Here is a 17,687-nt window from a genome sequence, read left to right on the forward strand (position 1 = left end):
GGCACATATATGGCATTATCTAGTTTATGATTGTTTACAGTCAGCAACTTTAAATGAAGCCATCATATTGATGACACCGGAGGTTATTTTATTATGTCAGCAGAAAACGTATTAGCTCTAATTAAAGAACAAGACGTTAAATTTGTAGATTTACGTTTTACAGATACGAAAGGTAAAGAGCAGCACGTTTCTCTACCGCATCATCAAGTGAATGCCGGCTTCTTTGAAGAAGGTAAAATGTTTGATGGTTCATCAATTGAAGGTTGGAAAGGCATCAACGAATCTGACATGATTTTAATGCCAGACCCTGCAACAGCTGTACTTGACCCGTTCACAGAAGCAACAACGCTGAACCTACGTTGTGACGTACTAGAACCTGCAACAATGCAAGGTTATAGCCGTGACCCACGTTCTGTAGCTAAACGAGCACTTGCATACTTACGTTCGACAGGTATCGCAGATGATGTTTTCTTCGGTCCAGAACCAGAATTTTTCCTATTTGATGATGTTAAATACAAAACAGACATGTCAGGTAGTATGTACAAAATTGACGCTGAAGAAGCTTCTTGGAACTCTGACAAAGAGTACGAAGGCGGCAACATGGGTCACCGTCCAGGCGTTAAAGGTGGTTACTTCCCAGTATCACCAGTTGACTCTGCACAAGACATCCGTAGCGCAATGTGCTTAGTAATGGAAGAAATGGGCTTAACAGTTGAAGCGCATCACCATGAAGTAGCAACCGCTGGTCAAAACGAAATCGCAGCACTATACAACTCTATCGTTGAAAAAGCTGATGAAGTGCAAATCACTAAATATGTTATCCATAATGTTGCCCACGCTTATGGCAAAACAGCAACATTTATGCCGAAGCCATTAGTAGGCGATAACGGTTCAGGTATGCATTGTCACCAATCACTACAGAAAAATGGCGAAAACCTTTTCTCTGGTGATCAGTATGGCGGCCTATCTGAAATGGCACTTTATTACATTGGTGGCATCATCAAGCACGCAAAAGCAATTAACGCATTTGCTAACCCAGCAACTAACTCGTACAAACGTTTAGTTCCAGGTTTTGAAGCACCAGTAATGCTAGCTTACTCTGCACGTAACCGTTCAGCATCGATTCGTATCCCAATCGTACCATCGCCAAAAGCGACGCGTATTGAAGTACGTTTCCCAGATCCAGCAGCAAACCCATACTTAGCATTCTCAGCTATGTTAATGGCGGGTATCGACGGTATTAAAAACCGTATCCACCCTGGTGATGCTATGGATAAAGATTTATACGATCTGCCAGCTGAAGAAGCAGCAGAAATTCCACAAGTTGCAGCATCATTAGACGAAGCACTTGCGGCACTCGATTCAGATCGTGATTTCTTAACAGCTGGTGATGTAATGGCCGACGATACGATCGACGCTTACATCGCAATTAAAGCGCAAGAAGTTGAAAGACTGAACATGACAACTCACCCAATTGAGTTTGAAATGTACTACAGCGTATAATTTGTTATTAATAAAAATTAATCTAAAAAAACCCGCTAAATAGCGGGTTTTTTATTTGTTAATTTTTATTAACTAGGTGAGAATAACTATATAAATCAATAAAAAGAAGACAGGATGTCGCAATGAAACACAGTGTATTATTAATATTATTACTCACCAGTTACGCGAGTATCGCCGCTATTTATCAATGGACTGATGAACAAGGCATAACCCATTTTTCGGATGACGAAAGTAAACCTGAATCCGCCACAGAAATTGATGTAAAACTCACACCGCCATCAATAGCATCACTAACGCAATCAAGAACGCCAGAGGCAAGTGCAGCGAACCCAAGCATCACTGACATTGCTGAAATAGCGATTGGCATTAGTATCCACAGTCCTGTTGATCAACAAACCTTGCGCAGCAATAGCGGCGATATAACCTTATCAGCGACACTGAGTACCACACTCGCCTATGGTTTAAATATGCGTTTATTAATTGATGGGGTGACCCATAGCGAACAAATTGACACGCAATTTAATGTTAGTGGCGTGCCCATTGGCACACACACACTACAACTAAAAATAATTGACCACTTGGGCAAGGTAATTGCATCGTCAGAACTAATCACAGTTTATTTACATCGTTTTAAAGCTAACTAACTCATTACTGCTTTAATTTCATCTCGCCGTACAGTAGTATTTTAGTTGTAGCACCAAAATGGTGCAGAGCGGTAACTAGATGTTATCCTGATAAGGAAGTACCATGATCATGATCCCCGAAACGCAGCAATCATTGCTTAACAATTTAGTTTCTTCTGTTTTCGTACTCGATAATGATCTGCACATTAAATACCTCAACCCTGCAGGCGAACAGCTATTAGGGTCAAGTGCCTCGCGTGTACGTGACATGAAGATAACCGATATTATTGAGCACACAACGCTAGATCTATCATTACTGGCCAGCACGATTAAGACTGGCCAAGGCTTTACCGATAATGAAGTATCTTTGGTGATTGATGATCGCCAGTTGTTAGTGGAAATTTCAGCGACCCTGACTAACTTTGGTGCTGATGCTTGCATCCTGATTGAAGCAAGGCAAATCGACTTACAAAAAAAGATTAGTCAGGAACTCTACCAACACGTACAGCAACAAGCTGCACAAGAGTTAGTACGCGGTTTGGCCCATGAAATTAAGAATCCATTAGGTGGCTTACGGGGTGCGGCACAATTACTGGAGAAAGAACTGCCAACGGCAGAATTAAAAGAGTTCACCAGTATTATCATCGAACAAGCCGATCGCTTGCGCTCGCTCGTCGACCGATTGTTGGGGCCGCAAAAACCCGGTAAACAAACCATTTTAAACATCCATTCGGTAATTGAAAAAGTAAAACAGTTAGTCGAGTTTGATTTACCGCCAGGCATTATTATCGAGCGTGATTACGACCCTTCGATCCCTGATTTTGAAATGGAACCCGATTTATTACAGCAAGCACTGTTGAATATCATTAGTAATGCCATTCAAATTCTAAAACAATACGGTACCATAAAAATTATTACCCGAACCGCACATCAAGTGAATATTCAAGGACAGAAATATCGCCTGTGTGCTGAAATTAAGATCATTGATAATGGACCTGGTATCCCTGAACATATCAAAGATACCTTATTCTATCCGATGGTCACCGCCAGAGAAGGTGGCACCGGACTCGGTCTCTCTATTGCCCAAAACCTAGTGAAGCAACATAAAGGTAAAATTGAGTGTAATAGCTGGCCAGGACATACTGAATTTGCCATTTATCTGCCATTAAGAAAATAAAGGATTAAACTATGACAACAGCAACAGTTTGGATTGTCGATGACGATAGTTCTATCCGCTGGGTACTCGATAAAGCACTAAAATCACAAGCGTTTAATACCGTTGCATTTAGTGAACCGCATGCTTTATTAAAAAAATTAGAATTCGAACAGCCCGACATTATCATTTCTGATATTCGCATGCCGGAAATGACCGGGTTAGAATTAATGAGTGAAGTGCATACGACTCACCCAGACTTGCCAATCATCATCATGACGGCCCATTCCGATCTCGATAGTGCCGTCAATGCCTATCAAGCTGGTGCTTTCGAATACCTACCCAAGCCATTTGATATTGATGAAGCCGTATCTTTAGCGACCCGCGCAGTAACCCATGCCAGAGAGCAGTCGAAGAATCGTCGCAAGAATAATAAAGTCGCACCTGTTACCGAGATCATTGGCGAAGCACCTGCCATGCAGGAAGTATTTCGTGCTATTGGGCGTTTATCGCGTTCATCAATCAGTGTATTAATTAATGGTGAATCAGGCACAGGTAAAGAACTCGTCGCCCAAGCATTACACAAACATAGTCCACGAGTGAACAATGAGTTTATCGCCTTAAACATGGCCGCGATCCCCAAGGATTTGATTGAATCAGAACTGTTTGGTCATGAAAAAGGCGCCTTTACCGGTGCTGCAAATGTCCGTAATGGTCGTTTTGAACAAGCCAATGGCGGAACCTTATTCTTAGATGAGATCGGTGATATGCCGATCGATATTCAGACTCGACTGTTGCGGGTATTATCGGATGGTCAGTTTTATCGTGTCGGTGGTCATTCACCAGTGAGTGTCGATGTGCGTATTATCGCCGCCACCCATCAAAACTTAGAACAAAAAGTTGCTGATGGTAGTTTCCGTGAAGATTTATTTCATCGTCTAAACGTGATCCGTATTCATATTCCGTCATTAAACGAACGTCGAGAAGATATCCCTAAATTAGCCAGCCATTTTTTGATTAGAGCGGGTAAAGAGTTAAGCGTCGAAACTAAGATTCTCAGTAAGGAAGCACAAACCTATTTAGCCAATCATCATTGGTCTGGTAACGTCCGTCAACTGGAGAATATTTGTCGCTGGTTAACCGTGATGGCGAGTGGCCAAGAGATATTCATTGCTGATTTGCCGCCTGAAATTACCGAGGAACAGTCCACGGTAATCGGTCGTGCGAGTAGCAATCAAAATGGCGACTGGCGCAGTCAATTGAAAACTTGGACCGCACAGCAGTTAGCCTCAGGACAAAGCGATATTCTCGCCGAAGCCATGCCCGACTTTGAACGTATCATGCTGCAGACCGCCTTAGAATATACTCAAGGGCATAAACAAGATGCAGCGAAATTACTCGGCTGGGGTCGCAACACCCTCACCCGTAAATTAAAAGAACTCGATATTCATTAACGCTAAACTGTAATCTTCTAACGGGCATAACGTCAATATCGCGAGCAGTTAACTTACTTCAGTTTAGTCTGTTAATTGCTATTCTAGCTCATGTAATGAGTCATGCTTTTCAATAATATAATCATGTAGTATTAACGTAAGTTCATCGTTAATATTAAATTTCAGCGCTAATCCTTTGACATTATTTTTCTCACTTTCAATCCGTACCACAATAGCATCAACTAAGTGAAAACCACGCTGCGGGATCTTTAAATAAAAACGCATGTTAGCCCCCTCTTTTAGATTAAAACCAGATGACAAAAATTGCTGTTCACTGCATAGCATGAATAACCCAGAGGTTGAAATATTACTGACAACGCCCAATAACACGTCACCCTTATGATCGAATATTTTCAATCCTTTCGGATCAGCGAAACGCCAATAGCGCCCACCACCACCTTTATGATCAATAATATCTGGCGGACCGAGTTCCTTTAGCTCATCACTTATCAAATAAAGCGGAAAACGAAATTCTTCCTGCTGACGTTGAGCAACCAACACAATATCAGCCGATTGCGCTAACACATTCAGCAGTTGTTTTGATATATCAGATATAACAATATCATTGCAACCATGCTCAATTTGACTATCTATTACTTCCTGTAATAAATTAAGTTCGTCTTGAGTTAATACATCGCTAACTTTTTTTGGCATGAAGTAACCGTCCCTGATTATGCATCCCCATCTCCTTTATACGCCATAAAAAATTCATTCATAATTAGTACTAAGTTTACATCTAATTATACTAATCTTAGTAAACCAGATCAGATTTAGCCTTGCAAATATAAAACCAATAAGCTTGACGTGAATACATAAAATTGAGAATTAACAAATCACGATATCTATAACAGCATAAGTAGGTTAGGCATGGAAGCAAATATAGACGATGTAAATCAAGGGTTCGAGGTCATCGACACGATAGAAGTGAAAGGTGAGTTTATCATGGAGCAACGTCACCGCCATGAGCGGCGGCAACGTCTATTAAAACATAATCCCCGTTACGAACGCCGAGTCAGTAAACGACGTGACGCCCGCAGCAACAAGATTGATATTACCATCTAGTGATGATGGTGATGTGGTTTCGCATTTCTAAAGCTATGCGGTAATAATTCCAGCATAAAGCTACGAGCACCACGACGTAAAATACTTATCGAAAATAACACGGTCACAATGGCTAAGCTAACATAACGCCACCAGTCATCCTGCCAATGTGGTGCCAGCGTCAGCCAAGGTTTCGGTAATTCAGGTACCCAATACATAATACCAAGACCCAATAACAAGGCCACGGTAACAATAGCCATCACCACAGCGACAGCGATCTGCTTACCTTGGTTATCTTTAATAAAGCGATATAAATCTAGGTTAAGCGTCGGTCCAACCAGACTGAAAGCGACTACAGCACCCGGTGATACACCGGCCACCAACATAATCGCTAATACTGGGGTAATACCCGTGGCACAGAAATGAAAGGGCAACGCAATAATAATAGCTAGCACTACCTGTAACCAAGGTTCTTGCTGTAAGAACTGCCAACCAATCGTCGGGGTAAATGTTGCTGCCGCAATTAAGCCAAATAAAACCCAAGGCGCGGTATGATCAATTAAATGGGCAAAGCCATGTTCAAAAGCATGTTTCAAACGCGATGTTGATTGTTTTAACTGTTCTGGTGTCGCACACGTTTCAGTATTTAAATCATGTTTCTTAAACAATAAACCGATCAATAAACCCAGCGTTACCGCTAAAACAATCGCCATTACTAAGCGAATACCGACCCATTCAACCCCTAATAACGGCAGCGAAATAAGTAATGCATCAAAGCCCAGCACTGGCGAGGCCACGAGAAAAGAGACCGCGAGTGCAGAACCACAGCCCGCTTTAATTAATTGCTTATACATGCCCGAAGCATCTGGAATACAGATCGGTAATGGTAAACCAATCAGTGTACCTTTTAATGCCCCTGCCACTGAACCGGTACTGCGTAATTGACCGACCATATTAAAGGCTGGTTTCACAAAGTTAATCAACCAGGTGAGGATATAAGCGAATAATAACGCTGGTGCTGCATGTAACGACAAACTAACAAAGCGTAGTAAGGTTTCCGCAGTTTCACTGCTATGTCCTGCAAGGTCATCATGTCCTGCATGGTCATCATGTACTGCGTGGTCATCATGTACTGCGTGGTCATCATGTACTGCGTGGTCATCATGTACTGCGTGGTCATCATGTCCTGCGTGGTCCTCATGCCCTGCGTGGTCATCATGTCCTGCGTGGTCATCATGTCCTGCATGGTCATCATGCCCTACGTGGTCATCATGTCCTGCGTGGTCATCATGCCCTACGTGGTCATCATGTCCTGCGTGGTCATCATGTCCGGCATGGTCATCATGTCCGGCATGTCCTACGTGATCAGCGTGTAGCTCAGATGAAGTTACGCTCTGTGATACAGACGTTGCTTCGGTATCGTGATTATGCGGCGCATAACCTAACCAATGCGGCAGTAATACCGCAAGCAAACAGATAGCGCCAATTAAGCTACCGGTGCCGGCAGCAAATTTATCTCGTTGCGTTTCTTTACCGTGTTCTTGTTTGTACGGCTGATGAAAAACCACATGTAAAATAGAGCCCATCACTAACGCTTGGAACCAGATCAACCAATTACCGCTATCGTGTGCGATCAGTTCGCCGCCCAGCCAAGTACCAGCAACAGTAGCCAATGACATTGCGGTTAATACCGCTAACGGTAAGGCTCGACCATAATGCGGACGCAACAACCACCATACGGTTAGACCAACAGGAAAGCGATGTAGTACCACACCAATTGCTAATAAATAAGCTGTCTGATCATCTTCAATCGCCAGTGCACCGCCATCGGTAAGCGCGTGTAAGACTAAACCTAACACGCCTAATATTAAGGTGACCGAATGGGTTTGCTTAGCGATTTTATGGAATACTTTCTCGACCATACCAGGGCCAAATAAGCCAACCAGCATCAATCCAAGCACAGCAATGCCGCCACTTTCAAGTAATTCAGGCAAGATATGGAATAGCACCAAACCGCCAATAGACACAAAAATAAAGCTGTCGAAGAAAGCAAAGCGATCAGATTTAGAGCCGACAAATTTACATAAATAAGGGCCAAGGAAGAGCGTTGCAATGCTTAGAAATAACAGTAAAGACATGGTATGAACACGAGGTCAGTAAAACAGGTGTTATATTATAACATAACGGATATGGCGGATGCCAGTTAGAATTGTTATATTATAACAACTCTAACTAACATACATAAAACGAGGGTAAGCCGTAGAGGGGTATTATTTTACGACTTTAATATTATGTTTTTCTAATAAGTGGACATATTCTAACGACGCATCTTCGTCAGTGATGACCATATCAACCTGCTCAAATTGATATAATGGCGTATTGTGAACTTGACCAAATTTAGAAGAATCTGTGATGACAATATTTTGTGCACCTTTTTCTAAAATAGCCACACCAACATCAGCACGCATCATATTTCGACTGGTAAAGCCGGTATTCGGATGCAAGCCATCAATGCCTAAGAATGCTTTGGTAAAGTGAGTATGCTTGATGCAAAGACGTGTCAACGTACCGACCATACTTTCACTTTCGTGTTGATAAAGACCACCTAACACGATGATTTTCACATCGGTTTCTTTCATTAAATGGGCAATATAACTACTCGGCGTAATGATAGTAACATCACTACGGTTACCTAATTCTTTAGCCAGTAATGCATTGGCGCTACCGCCTTCGATCATGACAGTTTCGCCATGCTCAACCAAGCTTGCTGCACACATAGCCATCTTGCGTTTGTGCTCATAATTTACAGTAATACGATGAGACACGTTATCGGTATTATGTGGAGTAGCACCACCATGAACACGACGGATGAAGCCTTCTTTTTCTAACTTGTTCAGATCATGACGGATCGTGACCTCTGAAACACCCAACTTCACTGACATTTCACCGACAGAAGCGCGTCCCTTTTCATTTACAAGATTAATAATATCAGTATGTCGTTGCTGCATGATTTCTCATATCCCACACAATTAAGGTTACCTATAAAATAGATAGTACCACTTTCATCTGAAAGTCATAAGTACTAATTAAAACTACAAATTGAAAAACGCAGATACATAGCATAACTGAGAGCTGCATCGCTAATGATAAGTATAACTTACTGTACCGACCACGATTTACCGTGCCACGTTTGAATGATATGAGAAATTTCATACCAGTCGTGCGCACAAGTGACTTTATCGCGAAACACCTTGTTATGCGGTTGTTTTATCATAATGCAGTGCTCAATACCGGCATTTTTCGCATCGACTAGATTGTCATACTTATCATCAACAAAAGCATGAATTTCATGTGTTTGTTGAATTTTATTTAAATAAGTCGCTTTTGACTCACCAAATTCAACAAAGAAAATATCTTGAAAAATATTACCAAAACAATGATACATATTGGCGCGACGTAGCGCTTCGACTTGTGCATCACGACTACACGCGGTAATACAGAAGATTTCATAACCTTCTTGCGCTAATTTAGTTAGAATTCGAGATGCGCCTGGCAATGCGTCCAACGCACCAAATTGCCAGCTAGATGCAAACTCTTTTAATATTGTAACATCCTGGCCTTCTTTAATACCCAACCATTCACAGAGATCCCAAGCCAGTGGCTTGCCAATCACTTTCTTATCATATTGATGATTTACAAATTCGCGTAATCGAGAACCAAAATCTAATACCGTATCATCAATATCAATGACTATCGCTTTCATAGACGTACTTCCATTTTTGTGATCATTTCAGCCATTAATCTTTATATAAAATAAGACTATGTGAATCGAGCAACAATATTACATAGATACTAAGTTATGTATATTAATCATCTATTACAGGCATTAAAAAGGCACCCTCGGGTGCCTTAATATCAACTCATGTCTATCGACTAGCTTAGATCACGCGTGAAAACTGTTGCTGACGTGCACGTTGACGTAAATACACATCGAAACACATGCAAATATTACGGATCAACAATTTACCTTTCGGTGCGACTTGCAGCATATTACCTTCAATAATAACCAGTTCGTCATTAACGAACGTTTGCAATAAAGTCATATCTTCAGCAAAGTAACGGGCAAAATCAAGCTCAAATGTAGCCGCAATCTTGTCCATATCCAGTTCAAAATTACACATCAATTGCTTGATCACAGCGCGACGAATTGAATCATCGTCATTCAAACCGACACCACGCCATTGCGCATGACCCAGTTCTTCAACTTGCTGGTAATAGGTTTTTAATTCTTTTTGGTTTTGCGAATAGGCATTACCAATTTGACTGATTGAAGAAACACCTAGACCTAATAAATCGCTTTCACCTTGGGTTGTGTAACCCTGGAAGTTACGATGCAGTATGCCTTCGCGCTGAGCAATGGCTAATTCATCATCCGGTTTAGCAAAGTGGTCCATGCCAATAAACTGGTAACCGTTGGCAGTTAAAAATGAAATCGCGTCTTCCAAAATCGCTAAACGATCGGAAGCTGACGGCATATCTTCTTCTTTCATTTTACGCTGACCAGCAAACAAACTCGGTATGTGCGCATAGTTAAATACGGTTAAACGAGCCGGGTCTAAATCAAGTACCCGTTCTAAAGTCTTATGGAAAGTTTCTTTAGTTTGGTGTGGCAAGCCATAAATTAAATCAATATTAGTCGATTTAAAACCAAGTTCATGTGCACGTTTAATAATGGCAAAAATGAAATCTTCATCTTGTTCACGATTAACCGCTACTTGTACTTTTTTATCAAAATCTTGCACACCAAGGCTTAAACGGTTAAAACCAACCTTAGACAATAGATCGATCGTACTCAGTTCAATTTCACGCGGGTCAACTTCAATCGAAATTTCAGCATCGTCATCAAAATTAAAACTGTTTTTTAACACATCAATCAAACGTTGAATTTGTGGTTGTGTTAAGAAAGTTGGCGTACCACCACCCCAATGTAATTGCGATACATTACGGTTTTTGAAAAACGGCGCTTGCAGCTTAATTTCAGCTTCAAGTACATCTAGGTACTTATCGGCTTTATGCAGATGGCGGGTAATAACCTTGTTACAACCACAGTAATAACAAAGCTTATGGCAGAAAGGAATATGCACATACAATGACAACGGCTTATCTGGCGTCTCCTCGCAAGCAAAGCGAAAGTCTTGATAACCAAAAGACTCATCAAATTCCAACGCGGTTGGATAAGATGTGTATCTTGGACCACTGTAATTATATTTTTCGATCATAGCCTGATCCCAGACTAATTTTTGATTTAGCATATTCATCCCCTAAGACAACTCGCGACAGTATGCCGAAAATAAGCAATTTGTCGCTTGTCTTACATCATAATATTAACGGTTAGCACGGTATTAATTAACATTCGAACGTGGTTAAGCGAGCAACATCTTGTTGTACACTTTCAGCATACTCACCTTCAAAACGAAAACGGTTTAAGTCTAATTGCATGCGCTCTTTTTTTGATAACTCACTGCGAGCATCCATAATCGGCATGTGTTTTATTTTGTCATAAAACGCATGTAAATCAGGATACAGCTTAACCCAATCAACAGGTTCCGCGGCAGGAATAGCGGCGAGTAACTTACTGATACGGATTGTGCCTTCAGACAAGTCACACTCTTCACTACCCATAGCTTTAGCAATAATCTGTACACTTTCAGTGATACGGACTTTACGTGCAGCAATGGCTTCGTTTTGTTGATTAAGCTGCTGCACTTGTTGCGCTTTTACACGATACAATAAACGTCCTGCATACACTGATAATGCCAGAATGATCAGGCATCCACTGCCGATTAAAATCATCCAACTCGCTTGCATTATTAGTCCTCGCTATCGTTATTCTTTAACTTTTTTTCTGTTGCTAAGAAGCGTTCATACAACTCATCTTCAGATAATTTATCGTTATTAGTCTGTAGTGATTTAGCATCAAGTTCTGCCATCATCGCTTCATCCCATTCTTCTTCATCATAATCTTCTTCAAAGTCTTCGTCATCAGCATAACCAAGTTCTTCAAGTAAGAATGCATGACGTTCTACGCGCTCATCAACATAATCTTGATCATCAAGGTTTAATACTTCGTTATTATCTAGACGTAGTAATAGACCATTTAGACGTGCATCACTTTCTAACTTATCAAGTTCTTGCTCGAATGTTAATACCGGTGCAACTGGTTTCACGTCTGCTTTTGGCTGTTTTACTTTTACAATTTTAGGTTGTGCAACAGGTGTCACAGTCGCTACTAATTGAATCGGTGTTTTACTGCCTACACGCGGGTCGCTAGATTTACGTGGGCCATTAGTCTGTTTTCTGCCCGTTTCAGCTTCAGCCATTTTATTGCCTGATGCTAAACCTTTACGTTTTTTTAAACGTTTTTGCTTACGCGCTTCTACAGCTTGAGTATTTGTTTCACGTTTAGCACGATCTGATTTAGCAATGGCTAACGGGCCGCCTGAGCGTTCTTTTCTTTTACGAGTCATAGTATTCTCTGTTTTAGATCTGTCTAATAATCATGTTTATAGTGATTCATTTTTATAACATTAATGATTAGCGGGTATCGTATTTCGTCTTATTTAAAGATAGTCAATTTACCAATCTTTATTAAGGACATAATGAGGCAATTCTTTAAGTGAGCGCAGACTACCAAAAAAGCAGGAAAGAAAAAAGGTAATTTAGGTCAGATGAAAATAAAAAACTCAGCCGAAGCTGAGTTTTTTACGATATTAAAATGTACTCACTAAACAAAAATGATTAGTGAAGACCGCCTAGATATTTAGAAATCATTTCCATATCCGCAGGTTTCATTTTATATGCAATATCTTGCATCATACCATTATGGTCATTTGCACGTTCTTTGCTGCTAAATTTCTCTAGTTGCGCTTTAATATAATCAGCATGCTGGCCAGATATTTTCGGGAATTTAGCCGTTTCGCTACCATTACCACGTGGGCCATGACATGCTGCACAACCAGCGATACCACGTTCGATGTCGCCACCACGGTACAATAGTTCACCAGCAGCAACCACTTCTTCAGGCGTTTCTTCAGGCTTCATTGTTTGCGCTGAGTAAAATGCAGCAAGATCCTGCATGTTTTCCTCAGTTAACATTGCCGCCATACCCATCATGACAGGATCGTTACGACCCTTTTCACCACCGGTTTGCATCGCTAGTTGAAAATCTTTCAACTGCTTAACAATATACGAAGCATTCTGCCCCGCTAATTTAGGGTAGATACTTGCTGGGCTATTGCCATCAGCACCATGACACGCAGTACATGTACCAGAAATAGCTTCACCCGTTGCTGCATCCCCTGCAGCTTGAGCTGAACCCATTAATCCGATTAACATTGCAAAAGATAAGACAAGACTTTTCATAGCATTCCACTTGTTATTTTCAGCTTCCGATCCCATGTCACGGCGTGACATGTTACACTTATTATTATTCTATTTGACTATTTTACACATTTTCAAAAAAAAGTAATCATTTAACACAATTTCAATGAGAGATATTAGATTGGATAACAAAAAGATACACTTCGAAAACGCTGCATTTAGGATTAGTGCGCCAGACATTAGTCACCTAACAGATGATTCGGGCATTGAAATTGCTTTCGCTGGGCGATCAAATGCAGGCAAATCAAGTGCATTAAACACACTTACACGCCAAAAAAGCTTAGCGAGAACCAGTAAAACACCTGGTCGTACCCAACTTATCAACGTTTTTGAAATCGAAGAAGGCAAACGCCTAATCGATTTACCGGGTTACGGCTTTGCTAAAGTACCATTTGAAGTAAAGAAAAAATGGCAGAAAGCATTAGGTGAATATTTACAAAAACGCGATTCATTAAAAGGTATCGTGGTATTGATGGATATTCGTCACCCATTAAAAGATTTAGATAAACAGTTAATTCTGTGGGCTATTGATTCTGAAATTCCTGTAATGGCGTTATTAACGAAAGCTGATAAATTAAAACAAGGCGTTCGTAGTAAAACCGTTAAAGAAGTTCAAGCGGCAGTGAAAGAATTTGGTGGTGACGTAACTGTTGCACCATTCTCGTCATTAAAGCATACCGGTATTGATGTACTGAAAAACAAACTATGTGAATGGTATGCGCTAGAACCTTCAACAGGTATTCCAAGTGAAGACGCGGAAGAATACGATGACAGCGACTACGAATACATTAACGAAGACGATTAGTCGTTACTGAATTGTAGGCAAAAAAAACGCCTCGTCAAAAAGTGACGTGGCGATGAATAATAAATTCAATTTGAAACAAAAGGTTTGAAATATAATTTCGAACCTCCATACCCTACCCCGCTAATATACTGCAAACTTATTTCACACGAAAGTAAAATACGTTATTTAGTTACATTTTTTGTGACAAAGCGCACTCACAGCATTATTTTATGTATAAAAACAACAAAACCAGCCCTAAGACTGGTTTTAGTTTCTATACTTAATATACTCGCTTTATAAAATCAGCGCGTAATCAATCCCTAATGGGATATTAATGTGCTTCATCCCAGTTATCACCGACACCCGCTTCAGCAAGTAGCGGAACATCTAACGACATTGCTGCCGCCATCAACTCTTTAATTTTGACAACATAAGCTTCAACATGCTGTTCTTTAATTTCAAAGACTAATTCATCGTGCACCTGCATTAGCATGCGAATCGAATCAGTTTCCACCGTCTCCATCCAACCAGCCACATTAATCATCGCCTTCTTGATGATATCTGACGCTGTGCCTTGCATTGGTGCATTAATCGCAGCACGTTCAGCCGCCATTTGACGCATTTTATTACGGGCATTAATTTCCGGTAGATATAAACGACGACCCGATAACGTTTCTACATAACCATTCTCTTTGGCTACTTTACGCGTTTCGTCCATGTATGTAAGTACACCAGGGTAACGCTCAAAATAGCGTGTCATGTATTGCTTAGCTTCTTTTTGCGGCACATTTAACTGACGACCTAAACCAAACGCGCTCATACCATAAATAAGACCGAAGTTAATCGCTTTGGCACTACGGCGTTGATCCGTTGTGACTTCATCTAACGCGACAGAAAATACTTCCGCGGCAGTGGCACTGTGAATATCTTTACCTTCCGAGAATGCCGTTAGCAGGCCTTTATCTTGGGATAAATGCGCCATGATACGTAATTCAATTTGGCTGTAATCCACCGCCACATATTTATAACCTGTCTCAGGAATAAACGCCTGACGGATACGTCGACCTTCACCTGCACGTACAGGAATGTTCTGTAGATTTGGATCGCTTGATGATAAACGGCCCGTCGCGGTAACAGCTTGATGATAAGACGTATGCACACGACCGGTTTTTTCTTCAATCAAGGTTGGTAGTTTATCGGTATAGGTTGATTTTAGTTTACTTAAACTACGGTACTCTAAGATCAATTTTGGTAACGGATAATTAAGCGCTAACTCTTGCAGTACTTCTTCAGCAGTCGATGGTGCACCTTTTGGGGTTTTCTTGATAACCGGTAATTCCATTTGTACAAATAGAATTTCTTGCAGCTGTTTTGGCGAGCTTAGGTTAAATGGTTGCTCAGCAATTTCGTGGGCTTTTGCTTCCAGTTCCAGCATACGAATACCAAGTTCAACACTTTGCGCATCGAGTTTTGATTTATCAATCAATACACCCTGGCGTTCTACCGACGATAAGATACTGACTAGCGGTAATTCAACCTCGTGAAATAACGCCTCTAGTGAAGGTTCAGCAGTAATTTTTGGCCATAGTACATTGTGCAAACGTAACGTCACGTCAGCATCTTCAGCTGCGTACGGCGCCGCTTGCTCGATCTCGATCTGGTTAAAGGTTAATTGTTTTTTGCCTTTACCGGCGATCTCTTCAAAGCTAATGGTTTGATGACCTAAGTATTTTTCCGCTAAGCTGTCCATATTATGACGCGTAGCAATGCTGTTATACACATACGACTCAATCATGGTGTCATAAGCAATACCGGCTAATTTAATGCCGTAGTTGGCTAACACTGAGGTATCGTATTTTAAATTTTGACCGACTTTTTTAGCATTACTGTCTTCTAGTAATGTTTTTAATGACGCTAATACATGGTCACGATCTAATTGCTCAGGTGCGTCAATGTAATCATGGGCAACGGGTAAATAAGCCGCTTCGCCTTCTGCAATCGCAAATGACAGACCGACTAATTCCGCTTGCATGTAATTAAGGCTAGTGGTTTCAGTGTCGAGCGCAAACAGCTCGGCTTGTTGTAATTTTTCTAACCAGCGATCAAAATCGGCTTGAGTTAAAATTGTTTCATAGTTACTGCGATCGATTGTACAAGGCGCAACAACATCATCATTGTCAGAGTCGCTTGACGCTGAAGTTGATTTTGCGGTTTTAGCTGCATGCACATGTTTAGTTGCATCTGCACCACCAACTAACGCTGCTAACCAACGCTTGAAGCCCATCTGTTGGTACAACTCAGCTAATGCGTCAACATCTGTTTCTGCGATCGCCAGATCATCTAAGGTGACGCCTGTTTCAACATCGAGTTTGATCGTCGCTAATGCATAAGAGATTTCAGCATTATCTTTATGTTCGATCATCTTTTTAGCCAAGGTTTTCGAACCACGGAAACCTAAAGCAGCAATCGCATCTAAGTTATTGTAGATATCTTTGATGCTACCGAGTCCTTGTAACAGGCCTAACGCCGTCTTTTCGCCAACACCGGGAACACCGGGAATGTTATCAGCAGCATCGCCCATAAGACCGAGCAGATCAATGATCAGCTCCGGTGGTACACCGAATTTGTCTTTAACGCCTTGTGGATCCAATACCGTGTCAGTCATGGTGTTGATCAGCGTGACATGTTCGTCAACTAACTGCGCCATATCTTTATCGCCAGTACTGATCAAGACCGCGCGACCTTCTGCACTCGCTTGTTTAGCGATCGTGCCGATCACATCATCGGCTTCAACACCCGAAATACAGATCAGTGGTAAACCCAGTGCTTTAACAGCGTTATGCACAGGTTCGATCTGACAGCGTAGATCATCCGGCATTGGTGGACGATGAGCTTTATAATCTGGATACATTTCATTTCGGAACGTCGGACCTTTGGCATCGAAGATCACCGCGATATGACTTGGGTCAAACTGGGTTAATAAGCTCTTCAACATGTTAACGACACCATACACAGCGCCCGTTGCCATACCTTCTGCATTAGTTAAATGCGGAGGTGAATGATAAGCACGAAACAGGTACGAAGAGCCATCGACAAGCACAAGGGGATTGCTAGGGATCGTAGACATAAAAATTAAACTCAATGAAATAAATGATGAATAGAGTAAGCATGCCACAAGCCGCCTATTCACGCTATGTTGATGATAAAAATATATCTCGCGATCAGATCTTAACCACCAGATCATAGATCTTGATCTAACTGTGGATAACTCTGTTAATAATGACGATCTAAAAAATAGACAATCTGTGAAGATCTTGATGATAACATTTAAAAAAACATAAATAACAACAACTTACTTATTTACAACGTAAGATCTAAAATTATCTAACGATTTTAGGATATGTGGAAAAGAATCTTAAACAGAGTAAAGTAATGTCTAAAAAGAACCCATGATGATTAAAAATAATACACTATGGAATAAAGGAAATGTTTGATTTATGTTAATAAAGAGGAGTTTATTGCAGAAAATAAAAAGCCGGTATTGATCAAACTTCTCAAAAATTGAGGGATAGAAGTTCGATCTACCGGCCCGAAAAAATTCGGTTTACCCTGCAAGGAGTAATGGATTAAAATTAACCCGGAAGCAATGT

General features: G+C 41.0%; 14 protein-coding genes. 5 read left to right on the plus strand and 9 right to left on the minus strand.

The features are described from left to right. Positions 1–93: 93 nt before the first annotated feature. From glnA to glnG, 4 genes are all read left to right on the plus strand, one after another. The gene (gene glnA, locus CXF93_RS06550; protein WP_101061634.1) at positions 94–1,503 is read left to right on the plus strand and encodes a glutamate--ammonia ligase; all 1,410 of its coding nucleotides are present in this window, start codon (positions 94–96) and stop codon (positions 1,501–1,503) included. A 122-nt stretch (positions 1,504–1,625) separates the two neighbouring features. Continuing rightward, positions 1,626–2,147 (plus strand): DUF4124 domain-containing protein, encoded by a 522-nt coding sequence (locus CXF93_RS06555; RefSeq protein ID WP_101061635.1) that lies wholly within the window; start codon positions 1,626–1,628, stop codon positions 2,145–2,147. 103 nt (positions 2,148–2,250) lie between these two features. Then, positions 2,251–3,303 (plus strand): nitrogen regulation protein NR(II), encoded by a 1,053-nt coding sequence (gene glnL / locus CXF93_RS06560; RefSeq protein WP_101061636.1) that lies wholly within the window; start codon positions 2,251–2,253, stop codon positions 3,301–3,303. Positions 3,304–3,314: 11 nt separating this feature from the next. Next, on the plus strand, positions 3,315–4,733 hold the full coding sequence (gene glnG, locus CXF93_RS06565; RefSeq protein WP_101061637.1) for a nitrogen regulation protein NR(I): 1,419 nt from the start codon (positions 3,315–3,317) through the stop codon (positions 4,731–4,733). 78 nt (positions 4,734–4,811) lie between these two features. Here the strand turns inward: glnG and CXF93_RS06570 are convergent, their stop codons facing one another. The 8 genes from CXF93_RS06570 to CXF93_RS06610 form a co-directional block, all read right to left on the minus strand. Beyond that, on the minus strand, positions 4,812–5,426 hold the full coding sequence (locus CXF93_RS06570; protein ID WP_101061638.1) for a PilZ domain-containing protein: 615 nt from the start codon (positions 5,424–5,426) through the stop codon (positions 4,812–4,814). Positions 5,427–5,830: 404 nt separating this feature from the next. Next, on the minus strand, positions 5,831–7,951 hold the full coding sequence (locus CXF93_RS06580; protein ID WP_101061640.1) for a permease: 2,121 nt from the start codon (positions 7,949–7,951) through the stop codon (positions 5,831–5,833). Positions 7,952–8,083: 132 nt separating this feature from the next. Beyond that, the gene (locus tag CXF93_RS06585; protein WP_101061641.1) at positions 8,084–8,821 is read right to left on the minus strand and encodes a DNA-binding transcriptional regulator YciT; all 738 of its coding nucleotides are present in this window, start codon (positions 8,819–8,821) and stop codon (positions 8,084–8,086) included. Between the two features lie 149 nt (positions 8,822–8,970). After that, on the minus strand, positions 8,971–9,576 hold the full coding sequence (locus CXF93_RS06590) for an HAD family hydrolase (RefSeq protein WP_101061642.1): 606 nt from the start codon (positions 9,574–9,576) through the stop codon (positions 8,971–8,973). A gap of 175 nt (positions 9,577–9,751) precedes the next feature. Next, positions 9,752–11,125 carry an oxygen-independent coproporphyrinogen III oxidase gene (hemN, locus tag CXF93_RS06595; protein WP_101061643.1) on the minus strand — a complete coding sequence of 458 codons (1,374 nt, stop codon included), beginning with the start codon at positions 11,123–11,125 and terminating at the stop codon, positions 9,752–9,754. Positions 11,126–11,219: 94 nt separating this feature from the next. Next, positions 11,220–11,681, minus strand: a complete 462-nt coding sequence (locus CXF93_RS06600) for a DUF2489 domain-containing protein (protein ID WP_101061644.1) — start codon at positions 11,679–11,681, stop codon at positions 11,220–11,222. A 2-nt stretch (positions 11,682–11,683) separates the two neighbouring features. Beyond that, on the minus strand, positions 11,684–12,340 hold the full coding sequence (yihI, locus tag CXF93_RS06605) for a Der GTPase-activating protein YihI (protein WP_101061645.1): 657 nt from the start codon (positions 12,338–12,340) through the stop codon (positions 11,684–11,686). 271 nt (positions 12,341–12,611) lie between these two features. Continuing rightward, complete coding sequence (locus CXF93_RS06610; RefSeq protein ID WP_033197672.1) at positions 12,612–13,235, minus strand: cytochrome c; 624 nt, start codon at positions 13,233–13,235, stop codon at positions 12,612–12,614. Between the two features lie 139 nt (positions 13,236–13,374). On the opposite strand from CXF93_RS06610, the gene yihA reads away from it, so the two are divergent. Further along, on the plus strand, positions 13,375–14,058 hold the full coding sequence (gene yihA / locus CXF93_RS06615; RefSeq protein ID WP_198551610.1) for a ribosome biogenesis GTP-binding protein YihA/YsxC: 684 nt from the start codon (positions 13,375–13,377) through the stop codon (positions 14,056–14,058). Positions 14,059–14,368: 310 nt separating this feature from the next. Here yihA and polA read toward each other — a convergent pair whose 3' ends face one another. Beyond that, a complete protein-coding gene (gene polA / locus CXF93_RS06620) occupies positions 14,369–17,164 on the minus strand; it encodes a DNA polymerase I (protein ID WP_101061691.1) in 2,796 nt (931 codons plus the stop codon). Between the last annotated feature and the right edge of the window lie 523 nt (positions 17,165–17,687).

The organism is Moritella sp. Urea-trap-13, from assembly GCF_002836355.1.
Taxonomy (GTDB): domain Bacteria; phylum Pseudomonadota; class Gammaproteobacteria; order Enterobacterales; family Moritellaceae; genus Moritella.

What these genes read in the sequence shown, in the direction of transcription:
- glnA (WP_101061634.1), top strand. Translation starts at nt 94, where the DNA reads ATGTCAGCAGAAAACGTATTAGCTCTAATTAAAGAACAAGACGTTAAA.
- CXF93_RS06555 (WP_101061635.1), top strand. Translation starts at nt 1,626, where the DNA reads ATGAAACACAGTGTATTATTAATATTATTACTCACCAGTTACGCGAGT.
- glnL (WP_101061636.1), top strand. Translation starts at nt 2,251, where the DNA reads ATGATCATGATCCCCGAAACGCAGCAATCATTGCTTAACAATTTAGTT.
- glnG (WP_101061637.1), top strand. Translation starts at nt 3,315, where the DNA reads ATGACAACAGCAACAGTTTGGATTGTCGATGACGATAGTTCTATCCGC.
- CXF93_RS06570 (WP_101061638.1), bottom strand. Translation starts at nt 5,426, where the DNA reads ATGCCAAAAAAAGTTAGCGATGTATTAACTCAAGACGAACTTAATTTA.
- CXF93_RS06580 (WP_101061640.1), bottom strand. Translation starts at nt 7,951, where the DNA reads ATGTCTTTACTGTTATTTCTAAGCATTGCAACGCTCTTCCTTGGCCCT.
- CXF93_RS06585 (WP_101061641.1), bottom strand. Translation starts at nt 8,821, where the DNA reads ATGCAGCAACGACATACTGATATTATTAATCTTGTAAATGAAAAGGGA.
- CXF93_RS06590 (WP_101061642.1), bottom strand. Translation starts at nt 9,576, where the DNA reads ATGAAAGCGATAGTCATTGATATTGATGATACGGTATTAGATTTTGGT.
- hemN (WP_101061643.1), bottom strand. Translation starts at nt 11,125, where the DNA reads ATGCTAAATCAAAAATTAGTCTGGGATCAGGCTATGATCGAAAAATAT.
- CXF93_RS06600 (WP_101061644.1), bottom strand. Translation starts at nt 11,681, where the DNA reads ATGCAAGCGAGTTGGATGATTTTAATCGGCAGTGGATGCCTGATCATT.
- yihI (WP_101061645.1), bottom strand. Translation starts at nt 12,340, where the DNA reads ATGACTCGTAAAAGAAAAGAACGCTCAGGCGGCCCGTTAGCCATTGCT.
- CXF93_RS06610 (WP_033197672.1), bottom strand. Translation starts at nt 13,235, where the DNA reads ATGAAAAGTCTTGTCTTATCTTTTGCAATGTTAATCGGATTAATGGGT.
- polA (WP_101061691.1), bottom strand. Translation starts at nt 17,164, where the DNA reads ATGTCTACGATCCCTAGCAATCCCCTTGTGCTTGTCGATGGCTCTTCG.